This is a genomic window from Pseudomonas sp. WS 5011 (assembly GCF_012985775.1).
Taxonomy (GTDB): domain Bacteria; phylum Pseudomonadota; class Gammaproteobacteria; order Pseudomonadales; family Pseudomonadaceae; genus Aquipseudomonas; species Aquipseudomonas peli.
This window is the reverse complement of record NZ_JAAQXA010000003.1, coordinates 305,996-326,250: the sequence shown is the minus strand read 5'-3', so window position 1 is coordinate 326,250 and position 20,255 is coordinate 305,996. Positions and strand designations below refer to the sequence as shown.

Below are 20,255 nucleotides of genomic sequence, written 5' to 3'. Positions count from 1 at the left end.
CGAAGGAGTGGGGGCAACAGCAGCTGCGCTGGTAGACTTATCCACAGTTGCTGGTAACAAAATCAGCAATCCGCCCTGGGTCAAATTTCAATCGGCAGGGTGGGTCAATTTTCCATCAGCGCCAACAAGATAACAGTATTGGATGTGGCAAAGAGCAGGCTATTGGGGCTGGAGCTACGAGCACCATTTCACTAGAGGGCTTTTCAGTCGAGCCAAGTCATCAGGTGAGTTTTTCCCAGCATTACAGGCAGCAGTTGTTGGCTTGTTTTTGAAGTGTTGACGCCTAATGGGTCAGGTGAAGTGGGAGTTGCGAGTGTGTGGTTGACCATGTCATCGACTAAGAAATTAGGGGGCGTGGGCATTGATGTTAGGACTCAGACGTTGAGGCATGACTGATAAACGGATCTGCGACGGTTGCAGCGCTGTTGCGCGTGTTGCTTCGATCGGGTGCATGTACCGATTGCGAGGCTTGGTAGATGTTTACGCGCGCACATATGCCGAGGATTAACCTGATGCAAAAGAGAAAGACCCACAAGTATGCCTTGATAGCTAAGCTCTCAGACGAAGCGGTACGCTTGATGACGCCCACGCCAGAGTGGCAGCACAATATGTTCCGCGTTGCGGCGACTAAAGGACGGGAAAATGAGCCTGTTGGCTTCTTGGCCGAGGGCGCTCACCCAGACAATATGGACACGCCCGGTCGTTAGGGTCGTCATCGTTCATAACGATCATGGGCAGTTTGACAGCCTTCACCTCATTGAGAAGGGCATCCCGGTCAGAAGAACCGTCTAAGCACTTCCTGCCCTCAGCGTATTAAGTAACGAACAAGTCATCGTTAAATTCGAAGAAATACCTTCATCACCAAGTCCGGCACCCATAGTCGGTGATAGGTGTACTAGGATGTTTTAAACGTTTAATTTGATAAAGTAAATCCGGTAAAGACGCGGCTTTCAATCCCGATATTTCGTAGAGGCTGGATTTTTAGAGCTTCAGAAAATTAACATTTTTTATCGAATTCTGTATTTGGTTAATGGAAGCTCTATACCCAACGCCTCGAACAGATTTTATACTCACATTTGATTCTTCGGCGCGTAGTCTTTTACGTAAATGAAAAACTAAGGACTCTACCGCATTATAAGGATTTATTGGCGGGCTCTTGTGTGAATATAGAACGTCTACGAAACATGCTTTGCTCACAACGCGAGGTGAGTTGCTGACAAGAGCATGAAGCACAATCATCTGTTTAAAAGGAAGTTTGAATTTTGTGAGGTTAATTCCTGTTGTCCCTGCCAATGCGTAGGCTGCGGGGCATACAAGCCTTAAATGCTCGATCTCAACAGAGGTCTTTATTAATTGATGTACATGCTTGGCTAGAGCGCTAGGTTTGAAAGGCTTATACAAGTAATCATCTAAGGCTGTGTTGAAATCTTTATCCGGCTTTCGAATAACCCGAGTTGTTGCAAGTACTATGCACGGGATATTAGAGTTTCCAGTAGCGCTCCGAGCGGAAAGTGGAGATGCAGCCTCATAATCAGCCATATCGTTATCGACAATTATTCCTGCGAAGGTGCAGGTATGCATGATTGCGATAGCCTCTCTACAGCTACCTGCTTCAACCACCGTGTATCCGGATGACTCCAGATGCTTGCGAGCCTGGGCGCGGAGGACGGGATGTTCGTGTATTACAAGCAGCTTTGGAGGCACCGATTTATCAAAACGTATCATTTTCTGGCAGCTCATAGATCGTGTTGGGGGAGTCACCGAGCGGTCGCTGTTTCAAAATCACGGCGATCCTGATCCCTCCGCAACGAATCTAGGGGGCTGAGGGGTTGAATTGAAACGATTAGCGCAGTAGCATGGATTTATACATTGTAAGTGCATGATTATGAATAAATAAATTGCAAAACGTGAATTTTGAAACGGTTTTCTGCGGGTTATTGAAAGACGCGGTTAACTGAGTCCTCAGCCCGGAGCCTTCGGCTCCGGGTCGCCCCTACCGGCTGGCGTGCTCACGCCCTTCTTTCAGCCGGATGTAGTCCCCGCTGCAAACCGCTACAATGCGCCGCCTTTTCCCTACCCTTTGCGAGGCCTTGCGCATGAAATTTCGTTTTCTTCTGTGGATGCTGGGCCGCCTGATGGCCAAGGCCAGCCGTGAAAACCCGGCATTCCAGCAGCAGTTGGTCGATCGCAACATGGTATTCCAACTGCACACCTTGGATGGCAAAGTTGCCCGTCACTTCATCGTCAAAGATCAGCGCATCACTAGCAAGCGCGGCGCGGCCACTGAGCCGGCTTTCGCCTTGGGCTTTAAGGATGCCGCCTATGGTTTCGCTACCATGAGCGCGAAGAACAAGCAGCTGGCGTTTATGCAGGGCATCCAGAACAAGGACATCCAAATCCAGGGCAACCCGGCGCTGGTCATCTGGTTCCAGGGCCTGACCAAATACCTGATGCCGAAGAAGAAAGACGCGGCTAAAAAAGCTGCCTGAGGCTCATCTGCGTGCGCCAGGGCTGGCCGGCGCGCGCTGCTTTCGCTAGGCTGGGTATAGCCCTAGTGAGAGTTTGCCCATGCGTTTGTTGCTGAGTGCCCTGCTGTTTTCCACCTCCCTTGCCCATGCTACGCCCCCCAAAGCCGAAGCCTTTGCGCCGTTATTCGAGCTGGCAGGCATCCGTTTGCTCTGCGAACAGAGCGCGCCGCTGGTGCAACGCGGGCTGAGCGATAAACAGCAAGCGCAGTTGGCCAAGGTGTTTGCCGCCGATGGCCTGTGCCTGGACTTGGCCAAGAAGCTGACCGGTAAACTCGATCAAGCCCAGTTGGTAAAGGCCAAGAGCCTGCTGGAAAGCCCGTTGGCGCAGGGCTTTACTGCCGCCGAGCGTTCGGTCGGTGAGGGTGGAGCAGAAGGCCTGGCGGCTTACCGCAAACAGCTGGGCGAGCGCCCGCCGCGTGAGGAGCGTCTTGCCTTGGTCCGTCGCCTGGATGCTGCCGCACACACCACGACCCTGGCCACCTTGTTGCGCTATGAAGTCGGCAAAACCCAGGCGTTTCTGGCGTTGCAGGGGCGTGGCGAAAGCATCGACGAAAAAGCGCTGAGCACTCAAACCAAGGCCCAGGAAGACGCGCTGCGGGCTTCCAGCGCGCAAGCGGTAGAGTCCTTTATGTTGTATGCCTACCGGCAGATGCCCAGTGAAAAGCTGGCCGAATATGCCGCCCTGTATGAGCAGCCAGACGTAGCGCAGTTGCTCGATAGCAGTGTGCAGGTGCTGCCGGAATTGTTTGCCGCACGGCGCGCGCAGCTGAAGAAATAGTCAGCTGGCAGCCATGAAAAAGGGGCCCGTGGGCCCCTTTTTCTGTTCAGCCCGCTTTAGTTCGCAGGGTGAAATTGCGCGGCCAGTTCGCGCAGCGCGACTTCGGCGGCCAGCACCTTGCTCACGGCGTCTTCGGCTTTTTCCCGGCTAATGCCTAGGTTGTCGAACAGGCTTTGTGGAATCTCGCTCTGCGGGCCGGCACCGATACCCCGATTACGCAGCAGGCTGACCGACAGGCACACCAAGTTCGGGTAGGTGGCGTGGGGGCCGATATATTCCGGGTCATGCTGGAAGCGCAGGGCGCTGGCCAGTTCTTCCGGCATATCCCAGTAACGCATCAGCCAGGCGCCGATCTGTTCGCGACTGATACCGAGCAGATGTTGCTCGATATAGCTGTGCGACAGGTGCGGGTTGACCTCCAGGTGCCGGCAGATCAGCGAGAAGTGCGGCGGAAACACATGTGCCAGCACCAGATACCCGAAGTTATGCAGCAGGCCGGCGAGGTAGGTCAGGCCGGCTTCCGGGCGCTGCGCGCGCGGGATGGCGCGGGTCAGCCCTTCGATTACGGCTGCGCTGTAGATCGCCTGTTGCCAGTAAGGCGTCGCGTGCTGCGGTTGATCTTTGGGCAGGCTCAGGGTTTTGCCCAGTGCTAGGCCGAGGGCCAGGTTGATCACCAGATCAAAGCCCAGCACGCGGACAATGGCATCTTCCACCGAGCGGATCTTACCGGGTGCGGCGTAATAAGGTGAGGCGGCCCAGCTGACCACCTGGGCGGCCAGGGCTGGATCGGTTTCGACCACGCCGGTGATGTCATCGACCGTGGCTTCCGGGTCGACGCGCAATTTGATGATTTTTTGCGCAGTTTCCGGCAGGGGGGGGATTTCGATGGTTTCTTCCAGGCGCTGCTGAATGCGCCGGGCTGTAAAGGCTTGCACCGCCAGGGTGATTTCCGCGCGGTCGTCGTCTGGGCGGTCGAGGTTCAGGCGGATATTGCTCAGCGGCTCACCAAAGCGCGCGGCGCTGGCTTTGCTCAGCAGGCTTTTGAACGCATCAATGGCCAGTTCCAGCAGCACACCAGGCTGGCCCGACTCGATGTACAGGCTTGGCACGTCCAGCAGGCGTTCGTCATACAGGCACGGCGAGCTGGTCAAAGGCGGTAGGCCGGGTAGCACTTTCAGGTTGTGCTTGCCGAGCATCCGCTCCAGGCGCTCCGGCTTGACGGCCGTTAGCTGGCGGCCGGTCAGTTCAGTCAGGCGGTTGAGGTCGAGTAGCTGACTCTGTGGATAGAGCACCAGCAGCGCGCCCACTGCGTCATCCAGCAACACCGCCTGAAGCCGCTGCGCGACCGCCAGACCCGGTAGATCACGGCAGACTTGATAGGGCAGGCCGAGCTTTTCCAGCAACTGCAGAATCACCGCTGGCGGGCGCGGAGCGGTCTCGGGAGCAAGGGCAAGTTCGGTCATGACGGTATCCAGCAGAAGTAGCAATACCCCGAGTATATACAGCGGGATCAGGAAAATGCGGCGCAGACGACAGTTGTGCTGTTTGGGTCTGTTGGCGTTTCGTTAGCGGCCGCGCTGGAGTCTGTTTTAGCACGAGGCAAGGCACGAGACACGAAGTATGGTGTGCCAAATGAGTGTCGAGAAACGCAGCATCGCGCTAAAACAGACCCCGCCCTTCGGGTTGCGCGAAAAATCTCGCCATACGCTGTTGGAGGACTTGGCAAGGCAACACCATTACCTGCGTCCTCCGTTTAGCCTGGCGAGATTTTGCGCAGCAACGCAGCCTGCGAACGAAACGCCAGCAGACTCTCGCTCACACTTGTCCGTATTGTTGGCCATGCCGTAGCCAGCGTTCAAGTAGCGGGCTGACATGCTGCGGCCAGTGTTCCAGCAGGGTTTGCGCGGCATCGCGCACTGCTGGAAGCAGGTCGGCATCACGCATCAGGTCGGCGACCTTGAACTGCAGCAAGCCGGTCTGGCGAGTGCCGAGCATTTCACCGGGCCCGCGCAATTCCAGATCCTTTTCGGCAATCACGAAGCCATCGCAGGTCTCGCGCATGATTGCCAGGCGTTCGCGGCCCAGCTGTGACAATGGCGGGTGATAGAGCAGCAGGCAATGGCTGGCAGCGCTGCCGCGCCCGACCCGGCCGCGCAGCTGATGCAGCTGAGCCAGGCCCAGGCGCTCCGGATTCTCGATGATCATCAGGCTGGCATTGGGTACGTCGACGCCGACTTCGATCACGGTAGTGGCGACCAACAGCTGCAGCCGACCCTGCTTGAACTGGTCCATCACCGGGGCTTTTTCTGCCGGTTTCATGCGCCCGTGAATCAAGCCCACATTCAGCCCGCCGAGCGCCGCCGATAAATCCTCGAAGGTGGTTTCCGCGGCCTGGCAGGTCAGCTCTTCGGATTCCTCGATCAGTGTGCAGACCCAATACGCCTGGCGCCCTTCGTTGCATGCCAGACGCACACGCTCGACCACTTCCAGGCGACGACTGTCGGCGATGACCAGGGTGTTCACGGGTGTCCGGCCAGGCGGCAGTTCATCAAGGATCGACGTGTCGAGGTCAGCGTAAGCGCTCATCGCCAGGGTTCGTGGGATCGGCGTGGCGGTCATGATCAGTTGGTGCGGGCACATACGCCCGCCGATGCCTTTCTGCCGCAGGGCCAGGCGCTGTTGCACGCCAAAGCGGTGCTGTTCATCGATGATCACCAGCGCCAGTTTGGCAAAGCGCACTTCCTCCTGAAACAGCGCGTGGGTGCCCACCACCATTGGGGCGCCGCCAGCAATCTGCTCCAGGGCGCTGGCGCGGGCCTTGCCCTTTAGCTTGCCGGCCAGCCAGGCGACTTCGATACCCAGCGGCGCGAGCCATTTGCTGAAGTTGATGAAGTGCTGCTCGGCAAGAATCTCGGTGGGGGCCATCAGCGCCACCTGATAGCCGGCCTCCAGTGCCTGCAGTGCGGCAAAAGCGGCGACCACGGTCTTGCCTGCGCCGACATCGCCTTGCACCAGGCGCAGCATCGGCTCGCTCTGGCTGAGGTCGTAGGCGATTTCCGCTCCGACCCGTTGTTGTGCGCCGGTGGGGGTAAACCCCAGGTTGGCCAGGTATTGCTGCGGCAGTCTTTTCGCCAGGGGTAGCGCTGGGGCTTGCTGCGCGCGAACACTTTCGCGCAGGCGTTGCAGCGACAGTTGGTGAGTCAGCAATTCCTCGAAGGCCAGGCGGTGCTGGGCCCAATGGCGGCCTTCGGCGAGTTCTTCCAGGTCAGCATCCGGCGGAGGTCGATGCAAATAGCGAATGGCCTGATCGAGCGGGCTGAGCTGGTAATCGTCGGCCAGCTCGCGCGGCAGCCAATCCGGCAGGCTGTGCGGGCCGAGGCGCGCCAGGGCTTGTTCACTAAGCTGACGCAGGCGTTGCTGGGTGAGGCCTTCGGTGGTCGGGTAGATCGGCGTCAGGGTCTGTTCCACGGCAATCGGCTCGCTGCCAGACAGCGCACGGTATTCCGGGTGATAAATTTCCAGACCCGAAGAACCAGGTCGCACTTCACCGTAGCAGCGCACCTGTGTGCCGCGTTTAAGGCCTTCCTTTTGCGCCTGACTGAAGTGGTAGAAGCGTAAAGACAGGGTGCCGCTGCCGTCCTGCAAGCGCACGAGCAGGCTGCGCCGCCGCCCCATGACCACATCGGCGCCGGCGACGATGCCTTCTACCACAGCATCCTGACCGGGGCGCAGCGCGCCAATCGGCACGATGCGGGTGCGGTCCTGATAGCGCAGCGGCAGGTGGAACAGCACGTCCTGCAGGGTTTCCAGGCCAACCTTGGCGAGCTTTTCAGCCAGGGCAGCGCCCACGCCTTTCAGCGCGGTAACAGAAACCGCGGCCAATTCGGTCATGGCCTGTGTTAGCTGCTCTTGGGCAGTGGTTTGGCCACCGAGCACAGGCGGATCGAGTCGGTCAGGACTTCAATGGCATTCGGCCGGGGGAAACTGGCGCGCCAGGCGATGGCTACGGTGCGGAACGGTGTGGGCGGGCTGAGCGGGCGCACTTCGATTACCCCAGGGGCGTAATGATGGCTGTCGACAGCGGAGAACGGCAGGATCGACACGCCAAGGCCCGAGGCGACCATGTGGCGGATGGTTTCCAGCGAGCTGGATTCCACGGTGGTGTGCTTGGCACTGTCTTCGCCGCCCTTGCGCAGGGTTGGGCAGGCTTCCAGTACCTGATCGCGGAAGCAGTGGCCTTCACCGAGCAACAGCAGGCTCTTGTCATTCAGCAGCTTGCTGTCGATGGTCTTCAGTTCCGCCCACGGATGGCCGGCGGGCAGCAGGGCATAGAAGGGTTCGTCGTACAGCGGCTTGGTCAGCACATCGGCTTCGTGGAACGGCAAGGCGATGATGATCGCGTCCAGCTCACCGTTGCGCAGCTTGTCACGCAACACGTGGGTGAAGTTTTCTTCGATATACAGCGGCATCTGCGGAGCGACGCGATGCAGTTGCGGAATCAGATGCGGAAACAGGTAAGGCCCGACGGTGTAAATCGCGCCGATTTTCAGAGGGGCGGCCATCTGGTTCTTGCCAGCCTGGGCCAGTTCGCGAATGCCTTGGGCCTGCTCCAGCACCTTCTGCGCCTGGGTCACAATGCCTTCACCTACAGGCGTAAGGCGCACTGCGCTTTTGCTGCGTTCGAAGATCAGCACACCGAGCTCATCTTCGAGTTTTTTCACCCCCACCGACAGCGTTGGCTGGCTGACGTGACAACGTTCAGCTGCACGGCCGAAATGTTGTTCCTGAGCGAGGGTGACTATGTAGCGCAGTTCGGTGAGGGTCATAGTCTTTATCCATTGAGATGCAGCCAAGCATAGCGGCTGTATTCAATCGAACCAACTGCTGATGCGGTTCAACGCCGGTGGTTGATGTGTTGAGAGAGTTTTGGCGATTGGCTACGCATTTTTGTCGCTTTGTGAACAGAAAATAATTAGTTACTAAAACGTTGTGCGCATAGAATTGCGCCATACTTTGCGAGTGACCCGGTTTGGGGTCGCGTTCGCCATAATAAAATTTTACAAGCCGTTCCTTTTGCCTAAGGAGTACCGGCATGCCTGATGCGGTAACGACCATGTCCCATAACTGGGCTTTTGCTGTTTTCCTGCTCGGAGTCTTCGGGCTGATTGGCTTTATGCTTGGCCTTTCCAGCCTGCTGGGCAGCAAAGCCTGGGGCCGCAGCAAGAACGAACCCTTTGAGTCTGGCATGTTGCCCGTCGGCAGTGCGCGCCTGCGCCTGTCAGCTAAATTCTATTTGGTCGCGATGCTCTTCGTGATCTTCGATGTCGAAGCCCTCTTTCTCTTCGCTTGGGCCGTTTCAGTGCGCGAAAGCGGCTGGGCTGGGCTAATCGAAGCTACAGTCTTTATAGCAATTCTGTTGGCAGGTCTTGTCTACCTTTGGCGGATTGGGGCGCTCGATTGGGCACCTCAGGGTCGTCGTGAGCGGCAGGCGAAGCTAAAACAATGAGGCTTTGGCAATGCACTACAAACTTACTCGGATCGATCCGGATGCGCCCAATGAGCGCTATCCGGTCGGCGAGCGGGAGACTGTTTCCGACCCGCTGCTAGATGATCAAGTCCACAAGAACATCTACATGGGCAAGCTCTCAGATGTCCTCAATGGTGCAGTGAACTGGGGGCGCAAGAACTCCCTGTGGCCATACAACTTCGGCCTGTCCTGCTGCTATGTGGAGATGACCACCGCCTTTACCGCACCGCACGACGTGGCCCGGTTTGGTGCGGAAGTGATTCGAGCCTCCCCACGCCAGGCGGACTTCATGGTCATCGCTGGCACCTGCTTTATCAAGATGGCTCCGGTCATCCAGCGTCTGTACGAGCAGATGCTGGAACCCAAGTGGGTGATCTCGATGGGCTCCTGCGCCAACTCTGGCGGCATGTACGACATCTACTCCGTGGTCCAGGGGGTCGACAAGTTCCTGCCGGTCGACGTCTATATTCCTGGTTGCCCGCCCCGTCCCGAGGCATTTCTGCAGGGCTTGATGCTGCTGCAGGAATCCATCGGTCAGGAGCGCCGGCCGTTGTCCTGGGTGGTCGGTGATCAGGGTGTTTACCGTGCCGACATGCCTTCGCAGAAAGAACAGCGTCGCGAGCAGCGGATCGCCGTGACCAATCTGCGTAGCCCCGACGAAGTGTGAGCCTGGGCTCGCGTGAGCCCGCCTACTGACGCCGTTGACCGATAGCGACCGAGACCATGACTGCAGACAGCATTCTGTCCATACCGCCGTACAAGGCTGACGACCAAGATGTGGTCGTCGAACTGAATTCCCGTTTTGGCGCTGACGCCTTTACCGCACAGAGCACCCGTACCGGCATGCCGGTGCTGTGGGTGGCCCGCGAGCGGCTGGTCGAGATCCTGACCTTTCTGCGCAATCTGCCGCGCCCCTACGTCATGTTGTATGACCTGCATGGCGTCGACGAGCGCCTGCGTACCCAGCGTCGCGGTCTGCCGGGTGCGGATTTCACCGTGTTCTATCACCTGATGTCGCTGGAGCGGAACAGCGACATCATGCTCAAGGTTGCCTTGAGCGAGCGCGACCTCAATGTGCCCAGCGTCACCAGCATCTGGCCCAATGCCAACTGGTACGAGCGCGAAGTATGGGACCTCTACGGCATCCACTTCAGCGGCCACCCGCACTTGACGCGAATCATGATGCCGCCGACCTGGGAAGGTCACCCGCTGCGCAAGGATTACCCGGCGCGCGCCACCGAGTTCGATCCGTTCAGCCTGACCCTGGCCAAACAGCAGCTGGAAGAAGAAGCCGCGCGCTTCAAGCCGGAAGACTGGGGTATGAAGCGTGGCGGCGAGCATGAGGACTATATGTTCCTCAACCTCGGCCCCAATCACCCGTCGGCTCACGGTGCGTTCCGCATCATCCTGCAACTCGACGGTGAAGAGATCGTCGATTGCGTGCCCGAGGTTGGTTACCACCACCGTGGCGCCGAGAAGATGGCCGAACGGCAGAGCTGGCACAGCTTTATTCCTTACACCGATCGCATCGACTACCTCGGCGGGGTGATGAACAACCTGCCGTACGTGCTGGCCGTGGAAAAACTCGCGGGCATCACCGTGCCGCAGCGGGTCGACGTGATCCGCATCATGTTGGCTGAGTTCTTCCGTATCACCAGCCACCTGCTGTTCCTCGGCACCTATATCCAGGACGTCGGCGCTATGACTCCGGTGTTCTTTACCTTCACCGACCGTCAGCGCGCCTACAAGGTGATCGAAGCCATCACCGGCTTCCGCCTGCATCCGGCCTGGTACCGCATCGGCGGCGTCGCTCACGACCTGCCGCGTGGCTGGGATCGTCTGGTCAAGGAGTTCGTCGACTGGCTGCCCAAGCGCCTCGACGAGTACGAAAAGGCTGCGCTGCAGAACAGCATCCTCAAGGCGCGGACCATCGGTGTGGCGCAGTACAACACCAAGGAAGCGCTGGAGTGGGGCACCACCGGTGCTGGCTTGCGCGCGACCGGCTGCGACTTCGACCTGCGCAAGGCGCGGCCGTATTCCGGCTACGAGAACTTTGAGTTCGAAGTGCCGCTGGCCGCCAATGGCGATGCCTACGACCGCTGTATGGTGCGTGTGGAAGAGATGCGCCAGAGCATCAAGATCATCGATCAGTGCCTGCGCAATATGCCGGAAGGCCCGTACAAGGCCGATCACCCGCTGACCACGCCGCCGCCGAAAGAGCGCACGCTGCAGCACATCGAAACCCTGATCACCCACTTCCTGCAGGTTTCCTGGGGTCCGGTGATGCCGGCCAACGAGAGCTTCCAGATGATCGAGGCGACCAAGGGCATCAACAGCTACTACCTGACCAGCGACGGCAGCACCATGAGCTACCGCACGCGTATTCGCACGCCGAGCTTCCCGCACCTGCAGCAGATCCCTTCAGTGATTCGCGGCAGCATGGTCGCCGACCTGATTGCGTACCTGGGCAGTATCGACTTCGTTATGGCCGACGTGGACCGCTGACATGATCCAGACAACCAACAGCAACACGCTAATCCAGACTGATCGTTTCATCCTCAGCGAAGCCGAACATGCGGCCATCGAGCATGAGATGCACCACTACGAAGACCCGCGTGCGGCGTCGATTGAAGCGCTGAAAATCGTGCAGAAAACCCGTGGCTGGGTGCCGGATGGCGCCGCCGATGCGATTGGCGAAATTCTCGGTATTCCCGCCAGCGACGTCGAAGGCGTGGCCACCTTCTATAGTCAGATTTTCCGTCAGCCGGTGGGCCGCCACATTATCCGCGTGTGCGACAGCATGACCTGCTATGTCGGTGGCCATGAGTCGGTCGTCGCCGAAATGCACAAGCAGCTCGGTATCGGCCTCGGCGAGACCACCCACGACAACCGCTTTACCCTGCTGCCGGTGTGCTGCCTGGGCAACTGCGACAAGGCCCCGGCGCTGATGATCGACGACGACACCTTTGGCGACGTGCAACCTGACGGCGTCGCCAAACTGCTGGAGGCCTACGTATGAGCATCAAGACGCTGACCTCCATCGGCCCGGCCAACAAGATCGCCCGCAGCGAGGAAAGCCATCCGCTGACCTGGCGCTTGCGTGACGACGCCCAGCCGGTATGGCTGGAGGAATACCAGGCGAAGAATGGCTACGCCGCCGCACGCAAGGCGCTGAGCGAAATGGCCCAGGCCGATATCGTGCAAACGGTGAAAGACTCCGGCCTCAAGGGCCGTGGTGGTGCCGGCTTCCCCACCGGGGTGAAGTGGGGCCTGATGCCCGCCGACGAATCCATGAACATCCGCTACCTGCTGTGCAACGCGGATGAGATGGAACCGAATACCTGGAAGGACCGCATGCTGATGGAGCAGCTGCCGCACTTGCTGGTGGAAGGCATGCTGATTTCCGCGCGGGCGCTCAAGGCCTATCGCGGCTATATCTTCCTGCGCGGCGAGTACGTCGATGCGGCGACGAATCTGAACCGCGCCATTGAGGAAGCCAAGGCCGCCGGCCTGCTGGGCAAGAACATTCTCGGCAGCGGTTTCGATTTCGAGTTGTTCGTGCACACCGGTGCCGGGCGCTATATCTGCGGTGAAGAAACCGCGCTGATCAACTCCCTCGAAGGCCGCCGCGCCAACCCGCGTGCCAAGCCGCCGTTCCCGGCCGCCGTCGGCGTGTGGGGCAAGCCGACCTGCGTGAACAACGTCGAGACCTTGTGCAACGTGCCGGCCATCGTCGGTAATGGTGTGGACTGGTACAAGAGCTTGGCCCGCCCGGACAGCGAAGACCACGGCACCAAGCTGATGGGCTTCTCCGGTAAGGTGAAGAACCCCGGCTTGTGGGAGCTGCCCTTCGGCGTCAGCGCTCGCGAGCTGTTCGAGGATTACGCCGGCGGCATGCGCGATGGCTACACCCTCAAGTGCTGGCAACCCGGCGGTGCCGGCACCGGCTTCCTGCTGCCCGAGCACCTGGATGCGCTGATGTATGCCGGCGGAATCGGCAAGGTCGGCACGCGCATGGGCACCGGCCTGGCACTGGCGGTGGACGACAGCATCAGCATGGTCTCGCTGTTGCGCAATATGGAAGAGTTCTTCGCCCGCGAATCCTGCGGCTGGTGTACGCCGTGCCGCGACGGCCTGCCGTGGAGTGTGAAGATCCTCCGCGCGCTGGAGCGCAAGCAAGGCACGCAGCAGGACATCGACACGCTACTCGGTCTGGTCAACTTCCTCGGCCCGGGCAAAACCTTCTGCGCCCATGCACCGGGTGCGGTTGAGCCGTTGGGCAGTGCGATCAAGTATTTCCGTTCGGAGTTCGAGGCTGGCGTGGCCAGCTCGGCGGCTCCGGCAACGACGGGGCAATTCGTCCCCGCGTAAAAATGGCGCTCTGGCGGCCACTGACCTGGCCCCGCAGCACAACGTGATTCCATTAGCCAAGCCCGCTTCGGTGGGCAAAGAAGAAACCTGAACCATGGCCACTATCCACGTAGACGGCAAAGATTTCGAAGTCGATGGGGCGGACAACCTGCTGCAGGCCTGCCTGTCCCTCGGTCTCGATATCCCTTACTTCTGCTGGCACCCGGCGCTCGGTAGCGTCGGCGCCTGCCGCCAGTGCGCGGTCAAGCAGTACACCGATGAAAACGATACGCGCGGGCGCATCGTCATGTCGTGCATGACGCCGGCCACCGACAACACCTGGATCAGCATCGACGATGAAGAATCCAAGGCGTTCCGCGCCAGCGTTGTCGAGTGGCTGATGACCAACCACCCGCATGACTGCCCAGTGTGCGAGGAAGGCGGCCATTGCCACCTGCAGGACATGACGGTGATGACTGGCCACAACCAGCGCCGTTATCGCTTCACCAAGCGCACCCACCAGAACCAGCAGCTCGGCCCGTTTATCTCTCATGAGATGAACCGCTGCATCGCCTGCTACCGCTGCGTGCGCTACTACAAGGATTACGCCGGCGGTACTGACCTGGGTGTGTATGGCGCGCACGACAACGTGTACTTCGGCCGGGTCGAAGATGGCGTGCTGGAAAGCGAATTCTCCGGCAACCTGGTCGAGGTTTGCCCGACCGGTGTGTTCACCGACAAGACTCACTCCGAACGCTACAACCGCAAGTGGGACATGCAGTTTGCCCCGAGCATCTGCCATGGCTGTGCCAGCGGCTGTAACACCAGCCCGGGCGAGCGCTACGGCGAACTGCGACGCATCGAGAACCGCTTCAACGGCGATGTGAACCAGTATTTCCTCTGTGACCGCGGCCGTTTCGGTTACGGCTACGTCAATCGCAGCGACCGTCCGCGCCAGCCGCTGCTGATCAATAAAGACGGTGGCGAAAAGCTCGGCATCGATGCCGCGCTGGACAAGGCCGCCGAGCTGCTCAAGGGCAAACGGGTGATCGGCATCGGCTCGCCACGCGCCAGCCTGGAAAGCAACTTTGCCCTGCGCGAGCTGGTCGGCGAGACCAACTTCTACTCCGGTATCGCTGCAGGCGAGCTGGAAAATATCCGCCTGATCCGCGACATCCTGCAAAACGGCCCGCTGCCGGTGCCGACCCTGCGTGAAGTGGAGCAGCACGACGCGGTGTTTATCCTCGGTGAAGATCTGACCCAGACCGCCGCACGCATGGCTCTGGCCCTGCGTCAGGCGGTCAAGGGCAAGGCCACTGAAATCGCCGCATCAATGAAGATTCAGGACTGGCATATGGCCGCCGTGCAGAACGTCGCTCAGGACGCGCTGCATCCGCTATTTATCGCCAGCGTCACTGCTACGCGCCTGGATGATATTGCCGAAGCCTGCGTGCATGCCGCACCGGCCGACTTGGCCCGTATCGGTTTCGCCGTGGCCCACGCCATCGACCCGAGCGCACCAGCGGTTAACGGGCTGGATGCAGATGTCGGCGAGTTGGTGCAGTTGATTGCCGAAGCGCTACTTGAAGCCAAGCGTCCGCTGATCGTTGCCGGGGCATCCCTGGGCGAGAAGAGCCTGATCGAAGCCGCAGCGAATATCGCCAGCGCGCTGAAGAATCGCGAAAAGAACGCTTCCATCAGCCTGGTGGTACCAGAAGCCAACAGCATTGGCCTGGCCCTGCTGGGGGGCGAGTCTGTCGATGCGGCGCTGCAAGCGCTGACGACTGGCCAGGCCGATGCCGTGATCGTGCTGGAAAACGACCTGTACCGCCGCGCTGATGCAGCCCAGGTAGATGCCGCATTGGCGGCTGCCAAGCTGGTGATTGTCGCTGACCATCAGCACACCGCCACCAGCGAAAAAGCCCATCTGCTGCTGCCGGTTGCCAGCTTCGCCGAAGGCGATGGCACCCTGGTCAGCTTCGAAGGCCGCGCCCAGCGCTTCTTCCAGGTGTTCGAACCGAGCTACTACGATGCCACTATCCTGATTCGCGAAGGCTGGCGTTGGCTGCATGCGCTGCACAGCACCCTGCAAGGCAAGCCGCTCGACTGGACCCAGCTGGATGCGGTGACCGCTGCCGTTGCTGCCAGCAACAGCCTGCTGGCGCGCATCGGTGAAGCTGCGCCCAACGCCACCTTCCGCATCAAGGGCCTCAAGCTGGCCCGCGAGCCGCACCGTTACAGCGGTCGCACTGCCATGCGCGCCAATATCAGCGTGCATGAGCCGCGCCAACCGCAGGACCAGGACTCGGCCTTCTCCTTCTCCATGGAAGGCTATTCCGGCAGCAAGGAAGACCGTCAGCAGATTCCATTCGCCTGGTCGCCGGGCTGGAACTCGCCGCAAGCCTGGAACAAGTTCCAGGACGAAGTCGGCGGCCATCTGCGTGCTGGTGACCCCGGTGTGCGTCTGCTGGAAGCCAAAGGCGTGGTCTTGCCCTGGTTCAGCGTACCGGCCGCCTTTAACCCGGCTCCGGGCACCTTGCAGGCCGTGGCGCTGCATCACCTGTTCGGCAGTGAAGAAACCTCGGCCGGCGCCGCGCCGCTGCAAGAGCGCATTCCCGCATCTTACGCGCTGCTGGCCAAGGCCGAAGCGGATCGTCTGGGGGTGAGTGATGGCGCGCTGCTGAGCCTGACAGTCGCTGGGCAGACCCTGCGTCTGCCGCTGCAGATCACCGAAGAGCTGGCCATCGGCGTGGTCGGTTTGCCCGTCGGTTTGGCGGGCATGCCGGCGCTGATCGCAGGTAGCGTGGTCACCCGCATTGAGGAGGCCGCGCAATGAGTTGGCTGACCCCCGAAGTGCTGGACGTGCTGATCGCCGTACTCAAAGCCATCGTGATTCTGCTGGTGGTGGTGGTTTGCGGCGCGCTGCTGAGCTTTGTCGAACGGCGCCTGCTGGGCTGGTGGCAGGACCGCTACGGCCCCAACCGGGTCGGGCCGTTCGGCATGTTTCAGATCGCGGCCGACATGATCAAGATGTTCTTCAAGGAGGACTGGACGCCGCCGTTCGCCGACAAGTTCATCTTTATCTTGGCGCCGATGATCGCCTTCGCCGCCATGTTGATGGCCTTTGCGATTATCCCGGTCACCCCGAACTGGGGCGTCGCGGACCTGAATATCGGCATTCTGTTCTTCTTCGCCATGGCCGGGCTGTCGGTGTATGCCGTGCTGTTCGCTGGCTGGGCGAGTAACAACAAGTTTGCCCTGCTCGGTGCGCTGCGCGCCTCGGCGCAGACGGTGTCCTACGAGGTGTTTCTGGCGCTGGCGCTGATGGGCATCGTCGCCCAGGTTGGCTCGTTCAACATGCGCGATATCGTTGATTACCAGGCGGAAAACCTCTGGTTCATCATTCCGCAGTTCTTCGGCTTCTGTACCTTCTTTATCGCCGGCGTGGCGGTGACTCACCGTCACCCCTTCGACCAGCCGGAAGCCGAGCAGGAGCTGGCCGACGGTTACCACATCGAATATGCCGGGATGAAATGGGGCATGTTCTTCGTCGGTGAATATATCGGCATCATCACCATCTCGGCGCTGCTGGTAACGCTGTTCTTCGGCGGTTGGCACGGGCCGTTTGGCATCTTGCCGCAGATTCCGTTTTTCTGGTTCGCCCTGAAAACCTGCTTCTTCATCATGATCTTCATCCTGCTGCGCGCCTCGATTCCGCGGCCACGGTATGACCAGGTCATGGCCTTCAGCTGGAAGTTCTGTCTGCCGCTGACCCTGATCAACCTGCTGGTGACCGGCGCACTTGTGCTGGCCGCGGCCCAGTAAGGAGAACCACAGAATGTTCAAATACATACGGGATGTGGTGCACGGCACCTACACCCAACTGCGCAGCATGGCCATGGTCTTCAGCCATGGCTTTCGCAAGCGCGACACCCTGCAATACCCGGAAGAAGCGGTATACCTGCCGCCACGCTATCGCGGCCGCATCGTGCTGACCCGCGACCCCGACGGCGAAGAGCGCTGCGTGGCCTGCAACCTGTGTGCGGTGGCCTGTCCGGTTGGCTGTATCTCGCTGCAGAAGGCGGAAACCCCGGATGGCCGTTGGTACCCGGATTTCTTCCGCATTAACTTCTCGCGCTGCATCTTCTGCGGCCTGTGCGAAGAAGCCTGCCCGACCACTGCGATCCAACTCACCCCGGATTTCGAGATGGGCGAGTTCAAGCGCCAGGACCTGGTGTACGAGAAAGAAGACCTGCTGATCAGCGGTCCGGGCAAGAACCCGGACTACAACTTCTACCGCGTCGCCGGTATGGCCATTGCCGGCAAGCCGAAAGGCGCCGCGCAAAACGAAGCTGAACCGATCAACGTCAAAGGCCTACTGCCCTAAGGAGGGGACATGGAATTCGCTTTCTACCTCGCCGCCGGCGTTGCCGTGGCGGCCACATTCAGGGTGATCACCGCGAGCAATCCGGTGCATGCCCTGCTGTATCTGATTCTCTCGCTGCTGGCCGTGGCGATGACCTTCTTCGCCCTCGGCGCGCCCTTTGCCGGCGCGCTGGAGATCATCGTTTACGCCGGCGCGATCATGGTGCTGTTCGTGTTTGTGGTGATGATGCTCAACCTCGGCCCGGCGGCGGTCGAGCAGGAACGCCAGTGGCTGACGCCCGGTATCTGGACCGGCCCGGCGATTCTCTCGGCGTTGTTGCTGGGGCAATTGCTCTATGTGCTGTTTCAGTCGCCCAGCGGCGCGGCCCTCGGTTTGCAGACCATTGATGCCAAGGCCGTCGGTATCGCCCTGTACGGGCCATACCTGCTGGCGGTGGAGTTGGCTTCGATGCTGCTGCTCGCTGCGCTGGTCGCGGCCTATCACCTCGGCCGTCACGATGCCAAGGAGCCAACGGCATGAATGCGATTCCCCTGGAGCACGGCCTGGCGCTGGCCGGCGTGCTATTTAGCCTCGGCCTTATTGGCCTGATGGTGCGGCGCAATATCCTTTTTGTGCTGATGAGCCTGGAAGTGATGATGAATGCCACCGCCCTGGCTTTTGTGGTGGCCGGCAGCCGTTGGGCCCAGCCTGACGGCCAGGTGATGTTTATCCTGGTGATCACTCTGGCCGCCGCCGAAGCCAGTATTGGCCTGGCGATCCTGTTGCAGCTGTATCGCCGCTTCAACACCCTCGATGTCGACGCTGCCAGCGAGATGCGCGGATGAACCTTCTATTCCTGACCTGTGTATTTCCGCTGCTGGGCTGGTTTCTTCTGGCCTTCTCGCGCGGGCGTTTCTCCGAGAACCTCTCCGCTCTGATTGGCGTTGGTTCGGTGGGCTTGCCCGCGCTGACGGCGGCCTGGGTGATCGTGCAGTTCAACCTCAATCCGCCGGAAAACGGCGTGTTTACCCAGGTGTTGTGGCAGTGGATGAGCGTGGCCGGTTTTGCGCCAAGCTTCACCCTGTACCTGGATGGTTTGTCGCTGACCATGCTCGGCGTGGTTACCGGTGTGGGTTTCCTGATCCACCTGTTTGCCAGTTGGTATATGCGCGGTGAAGAGGGCTACTCGCGTTTCTTCGCCTACACCAACCTGTTTATCTTCAGCATGCTTTTGCTGGTGCTCGGCGATAACCTGCTGGTGTTGTACTTCGGCTGGGAAGGCGTGGGGCTGTGCTCCTACCTGCTGATCGGCTTCTACTTCAAGCACACCGCCAACGGCAACGCGGCGCTCAAGGCCTTTATCGTCACCCGTATAGGCGACGTGTTTATGGCCATCGGCCTGTTTATCCTGTTCCTCCACTTGGGCACCCTGAATATTCAGGAGCTGATGGTGCTGGCGCCGCAGAAGTACGTGGAAGGCGATAGCTGGCTGTGGATCGCCACGCTGATGCTGCTCGGCGGCGCAGTCGGTAAATCCGCCCAACTGCCGCTGCAAACCTGGCTGGCCGATGCGATGGCCGGTCCGACGCCGGTTTCCGCACTGATCCACGCGGCGACCATGGTTACCGCCGGCGTTTACTTGATCGCACGGACCCATGGCCTGTTCCTGCTGACCCCGGAGATTCTCGAACTGGTTGGCATTGTCGGCGGTGTGACTCTGGTGCTGGCCGGCTTCGCCGCGCTGGTGCAGACCGACATCAAGCGCATCCTCGCTTATTCGACCATGAGCCAGATCGGCTACATGTTCCTCGCTTTGGGCGTTGGCGCCTGGGATGCGGCGATCTTCCACCTGATGACCCACGCCTTCTTCAAGGCCCTGCTGTTCCTCGCTTCTGGTGCGGTGATCAACGCCTGCCACCACGAGCAGAACATCTTCAAGATGGGCGGTCTGTGGAAGAAACTGCCGTTGGCCTACGCCAGCTTTATCGTCGGCGGTGCGGCCCTGGCGGCGTTGCCGCTGATCACGGCCGGTTTCTACTCGAAAGACGAGATCCTCTGGGAAGCTTTTGCCAGCGGTCATCAGTGGTTGCTGTATGCCGGCCTCGCGGGCGCCTTCCTGACCTCGATCTACACCTTCCGCCTGATCTTTATCGCCTTTCATGGCGAGCAGAAGACTGAAGCCCATGCCGGCCATGGCATCGCACACTGGCTGCCGCTGGTCACCCTGATTGTGCTGTCGACCTTTATTGGCGCGCTGATCAGCCCACCCTTGGCGGGCGTGTTGCCGCAAAGCGTCGGCCATGCCGGCGGTGATGCTAAGCACAGCCTGGAAATCGCCTCGGGGGCCATTGCCATCATCGGCATCGTCCTGGCTGCGCTGCTGTTCCTCGGCAAGCGCAGCTTCGCCACGGCAGTGGCGCAGAGCGCGCCGGGGCGCTTCCTCTCGGCCTGGTGGTTCGCGGCCTGGGGCTTCGACTGGCTATACGACAAGTTGTTTGTGCGACCGTACCTGTTGCTTTGCCGGTTGCTCGGGCACGACCCGATCGACCGCAGCATTGGCCTGATTCCGCGTCTGGCGCGTGGCGGCAACGCCTTGCTGGCCAGCAGCGAGACCGGCCAGGTGCGTTGGTACGCCACATCGATAGCCGGGGGCGCCGTGCTGGTGCTCGCCGTTCTCCTGTTTCTGAATTAAGGAAAATAGCCCGT

The 20,255-nt window shown here is 60.2% G+C and carries 17 protein-coding genes; 13 read left to right on the top strand and 4 right to left on the bottom strand.

Features of this window, described 5'->3' with window-relative positions; translation table 11 throughout:
* Positions 1-981: 981 nt before the first annotated feature.
* Complete coding sequence (locus HBN63_RS05510; RefSeq protein ID WP_170048691.1) at positions 982-1,725, bottom strand: winged helix-turn-helix domain-containing protein; 744 nt, start codon at positions 1,723-1,725, stop codon at positions 982-984.
* Between the two features lie 371 nt (positions 1,726-2,096).
* Here HBN63_RS05510 and HBN63_RS05505 point away from each other — a divergent pair, with 371 nt between their 5' ends.
* Together HBN63_RS05505 and HBN63_RS05500 are read left to right on the top strand one after the other, a co-directional pair.
* Positions 2,097-2,489, top strand: coding sequence for a helicase (locus HBN63_RS05505; RefSeq protein ID WP_090251339.1), 393 nt, complete (start codon positions 2,097-2,099; stop codon positions 2,487-2,489).
* A gap of 79 nt (positions 2,490-2,568) precedes the next feature.
* On the top strand, positions 2,569-3,306 hold the full coding sequence (locus HBN63_RS05500; protein WP_170048690.1) for a hypothetical protein: 738 nt from the start codon (positions 2,569-2,571) through the stop codon (positions 3,304-3,306).
* Positions 3,307-3,362: 56 nt separating this feature from the next.
* Here the strand turns inward: HBN63_RS05500 and HBN63_RS05495 are convergent, their stop codons facing one another.
* The 3 genes from HBN63_RS05495 to HBN63_RS05485 form a co-directional block, all read right to left on the bottom strand.
* A complete protein-coding gene (locus tag HBN63_RS05495; protein WP_170048689.1) occupies positions 3,363-4,769 on the bottom strand; it encodes an aminoacyl-tRNA deacylase and HDOD domain-containing protein in 1,407 nt (468 codons plus the stop codon).
* A 352-nt stretch (positions 4,770-5,121) separates the two neighbouring features.
* Complete coding sequence (gene recG, locus HBN63_RS05490) at positions 5,122-7,197, bottom strand: ATP-dependent DNA helicase RecG (RefSeq protein WP_170048688.1); 2,076 nt, start codon at positions 7,195-7,197, stop codon at positions 5,122-5,124.
* A gap of 8 nt (positions 7,198-7,205) precedes the next feature.
* On the bottom strand, positions 7,206-8,132 hold the full coding sequence (locus HBN63_RS05485) for a hydrogen peroxide-inducible genes activator (protein ID WP_090250610.1): 927 nt from the start codon (positions 8,130-8,132) through the stop codon (positions 7,206-7,208).
* 266 nt (positions 8,133-8,398) lie between these two features.
* On the opposite strand from HBN63_RS05485, the gene HBN63_RS05480 reads away from it, so the two are divergent.
* From HBN63_RS05480 to nuoL, 11 genes are all read left to right on the top strand, one after another.
* Positions 8,399-8,812 (top strand): NADH-quinone oxidoreductase subunit A, encoded by a 414-nt coding sequence (locus HBN63_RS05480; protein ID WP_090250607.1) that lies wholly within the window; start codon positions 8,399-8,401, stop codon positions 8,810-8,812.
* 10 nt (positions 8,813-8,822) lie between these two features.
* Positions 8,823-9,500: an NADH-quinone oxidoreductase subunit B gene (locus HBN63_RS05475; RefSeq protein WP_170048687.1), complete on the top strand. Its 678-nt coding sequence runs from the start codon at positions 8,823-8,825 to the stop codon at positions 9,498-9,500.
* A 56-nt stretch (positions 9,501-9,556) separates the two neighbouring features.
* Entirely contained in the window at positions 9,557-11,338 is a 1,782-nt protein-coding gene (gene nuoC / locus HBN63_RS05470; RefSeq protein ID WP_090250602.1) for an NADH-quinone oxidoreductase subunit C/D, read from the top strand.
* 1 nt (position 11,339) lies between these two features.
* A complete protein-coding gene (nuoE, locus tag HBN63_RS05465; protein WP_170048686.1) occupies positions 11,340-11,852 on the top strand; it encodes an NADH-quinone oxidoreductase subunit NuoE in 513 nt (170 codons plus the stop codon).
* Complete coding sequence (gene nuoF / locus HBN63_RS05460; RefSeq protein ID WP_170048685.1) at positions 11,849-13,204, top strand: NADH-quinone oxidoreductase subunit NuoF; 1,356 nt, start codon at positions 11,849-11,851, stop codon at positions 13,202-13,204. Before nuoE ends, nuoF begins: the two co-directional genes overlap by 4 nt.
* A 94-nt stretch (positions 13,205-13,298) precedes the next feature.
* A complete protein-coding gene (nuoG, locus tag HBN63_RS05455; protein ID WP_170048684.1) occupies positions 13,299-16,019 on the top strand; it encodes an NADH-quinone oxidoreductase subunit NuoG in 2,721 nt (906 codons plus the stop codon).
* Positions 16,016-17,008 (top strand): NADH-quinone oxidoreductase subunit NuoH, encoded by a 993-nt coding sequence (gene nuoH, locus HBN63_RS05450; protein WP_170048683.1) that lies wholly within the window; start codon positions 16,016-16,018, stop codon positions 17,006-17,008. Before nuoG ends, nuoH begins: the two co-directional genes overlap by 4 nt.
* Positions 17,009-17,021: 13 nt before the next feature.
* Complete coding sequence (gene nuoI / locus HBN63_RS05445) at positions 17,022-17,570, top strand: NADH-quinone oxidoreductase subunit NuoI (RefSeq protein ID WP_090250592.1); 549 nt, start codon at positions 17,022-17,024, stop codon at positions 17,568-17,570.
* A gap of 9 nt (positions 17,571-17,579) precedes the next feature.
* A complete protein-coding gene (gene nuoJ, locus HBN63_RS05440; protein ID WP_090250589.1) occupies positions 17,580-18,089 on the top strand; it encodes an NADH-quinone oxidoreductase subunit J in 510 nt (169 codons plus the stop codon).
* Positions 18,086-18,394 (top strand): NADH-quinone oxidoreductase subunit NuoK, encoded by a 309-nt coding sequence (gene nuoK, locus HBN63_RS05435; RefSeq protein WP_090250586.1) that lies wholly within the window; start codon positions 18,086-18,088, stop codon positions 18,392-18,394. Before nuoJ ends, nuoK begins: the two co-directional genes overlap by 4 nt.
* The gene (nuoL, locus tag HBN63_RS05430; protein WP_170048682.1) at positions 18,391-20,241 is read left to right on the top strand and encodes an NADH-quinone oxidoreductase subunit L; all 1,851 of its coding nucleotides are present in this window, start codon (positions 18,391-18,393) and stop codon (positions 20,239-20,241) included. The genes nuoK and nuoL overlap by 4 nt, the downstream gene beginning before the upstream one ends.
* Positions 20,242-20,255: the final 14 nt, after the last annotated feature.

What these genes read in the sequence shown, in the direction of transcription:
- HBN63_RS05495 (WP_170048689.1), bottom strand. Translation starts at nt 4,769, where the DNA reads ATGACCGAACTTGCCCTTGCTCCCGAGACCGCTCCGCGCCCGCCAGCG.
- nuoL (WP_170048682.1), top strand. Translation starts at nt 18,391, where the DNA reads ATGAACCTTCTATTCCTGACCTGTGTATTTCCGCTGCTGGGCTGGTTT.
- HBN63_RS05475 (WP_170048687.1), top strand. Translation starts at nt 8,823, where the DNA reads ATGCACTACAAACTTACTCGGATCGATCCGGATGCGCCCAATGAGCGC.
- nuoC (WP_090250602.1), top strand. Translation starts at nt 9,557, where the DNA reads ATGACTGCAGACAGCATTCTGTCCATACCGCCGTACAAGGCTGACGAC.
- nuoI (WP_090250592.1), top strand. Translation starts at nt 17,022, where the DNA reads ATGTTCAAATACATACGGGATGTGGTGCACGGCACCTACACCCAACTG.
- HBN63_RS05500 (WP_170048690.1), top strand. Translation starts at nt 2,569, where the DNA reads ATGCGTTTGTTGCTGAGTGCCCTGCTGTTTTCCACCTCCCTTGCCCAT.
- HBN63_RS05485 (WP_090250610.1), bottom strand. Translation starts at nt 8,132, where the DNA reads ATGACCCTCACCGAACTGCGCTACATAGTCACCCTCGCTCAGGAACAA.
- nuoK (WP_090250586.1), top strand. Translation starts at nt 18,086, where the DNA reads ATGAATGCGATTCCCCTGGAGCACGGCCTGGCGCTGGCCGGCGTGCTA.
- nuoE (WP_170048686.1), top strand. Translation starts at nt 11,340, where the DNA reads ATGATCCAGACAACCAACAGCAACACGCTAATCCAGACTGATCGTTTC.
- nuoH (WP_170048683.1), top strand. Translation starts at nt 16,016, where the DNA reads ATGAGTTGGCTGACCCCCGAAGTGCTGGACGTGCTGATCGCCGTACTC.
- nuoJ (WP_090250589.1), top strand. Translation starts at nt 17,580, where the DNA reads ATGGAATTCGCTTTCTACCTCGCCGCCGGCGTTGCCGTGGCGGCCACA.
- HBN63_RS05510 (WP_170048691.1), bottom strand. Translation starts at nt 1,725, where the DNA reads ATGATACGTTTTGATAAATCGGTGCCTCCAAAGCTGCTTGTAATACAC.
- recG (WP_170048688.1), bottom strand. Translation starts at nt 7,197, where the DNA reads ATGACCGAATTGGCCGCGGTTTCTGTTACCGCGCTGAAAGGCGTGGGC.
- HBN63_RS05505 (WP_090251339.1), top strand. Translation starts at nt 2,097, where the DNA reads ATGAAATTTCGTTTTCTTCTGTGGATGCTGGGCCGCCTGATGGCCAAG.
- nuoF (WP_170048685.1), top strand. Translation starts at nt 11,849, where the DNA reads ATGAGCATCAAGACGCTGACCTCCATCGGCCCGGCCAACAAGATCGCC.
- nuoG (WP_170048684.1), top strand. Translation starts at nt 13,299, where the DNA reads ATGGCCACTATCCACGTAGACGGCAAAGATTTCGAAGTCGATGGGGCG.
- HBN63_RS05480 (WP_090250607.1), top strand. Translation starts at nt 8,399, where the DNA reads ATGCCTGATGCGGTAACGACCATGTCCCATAACTGGGCTTTTGCTGTT.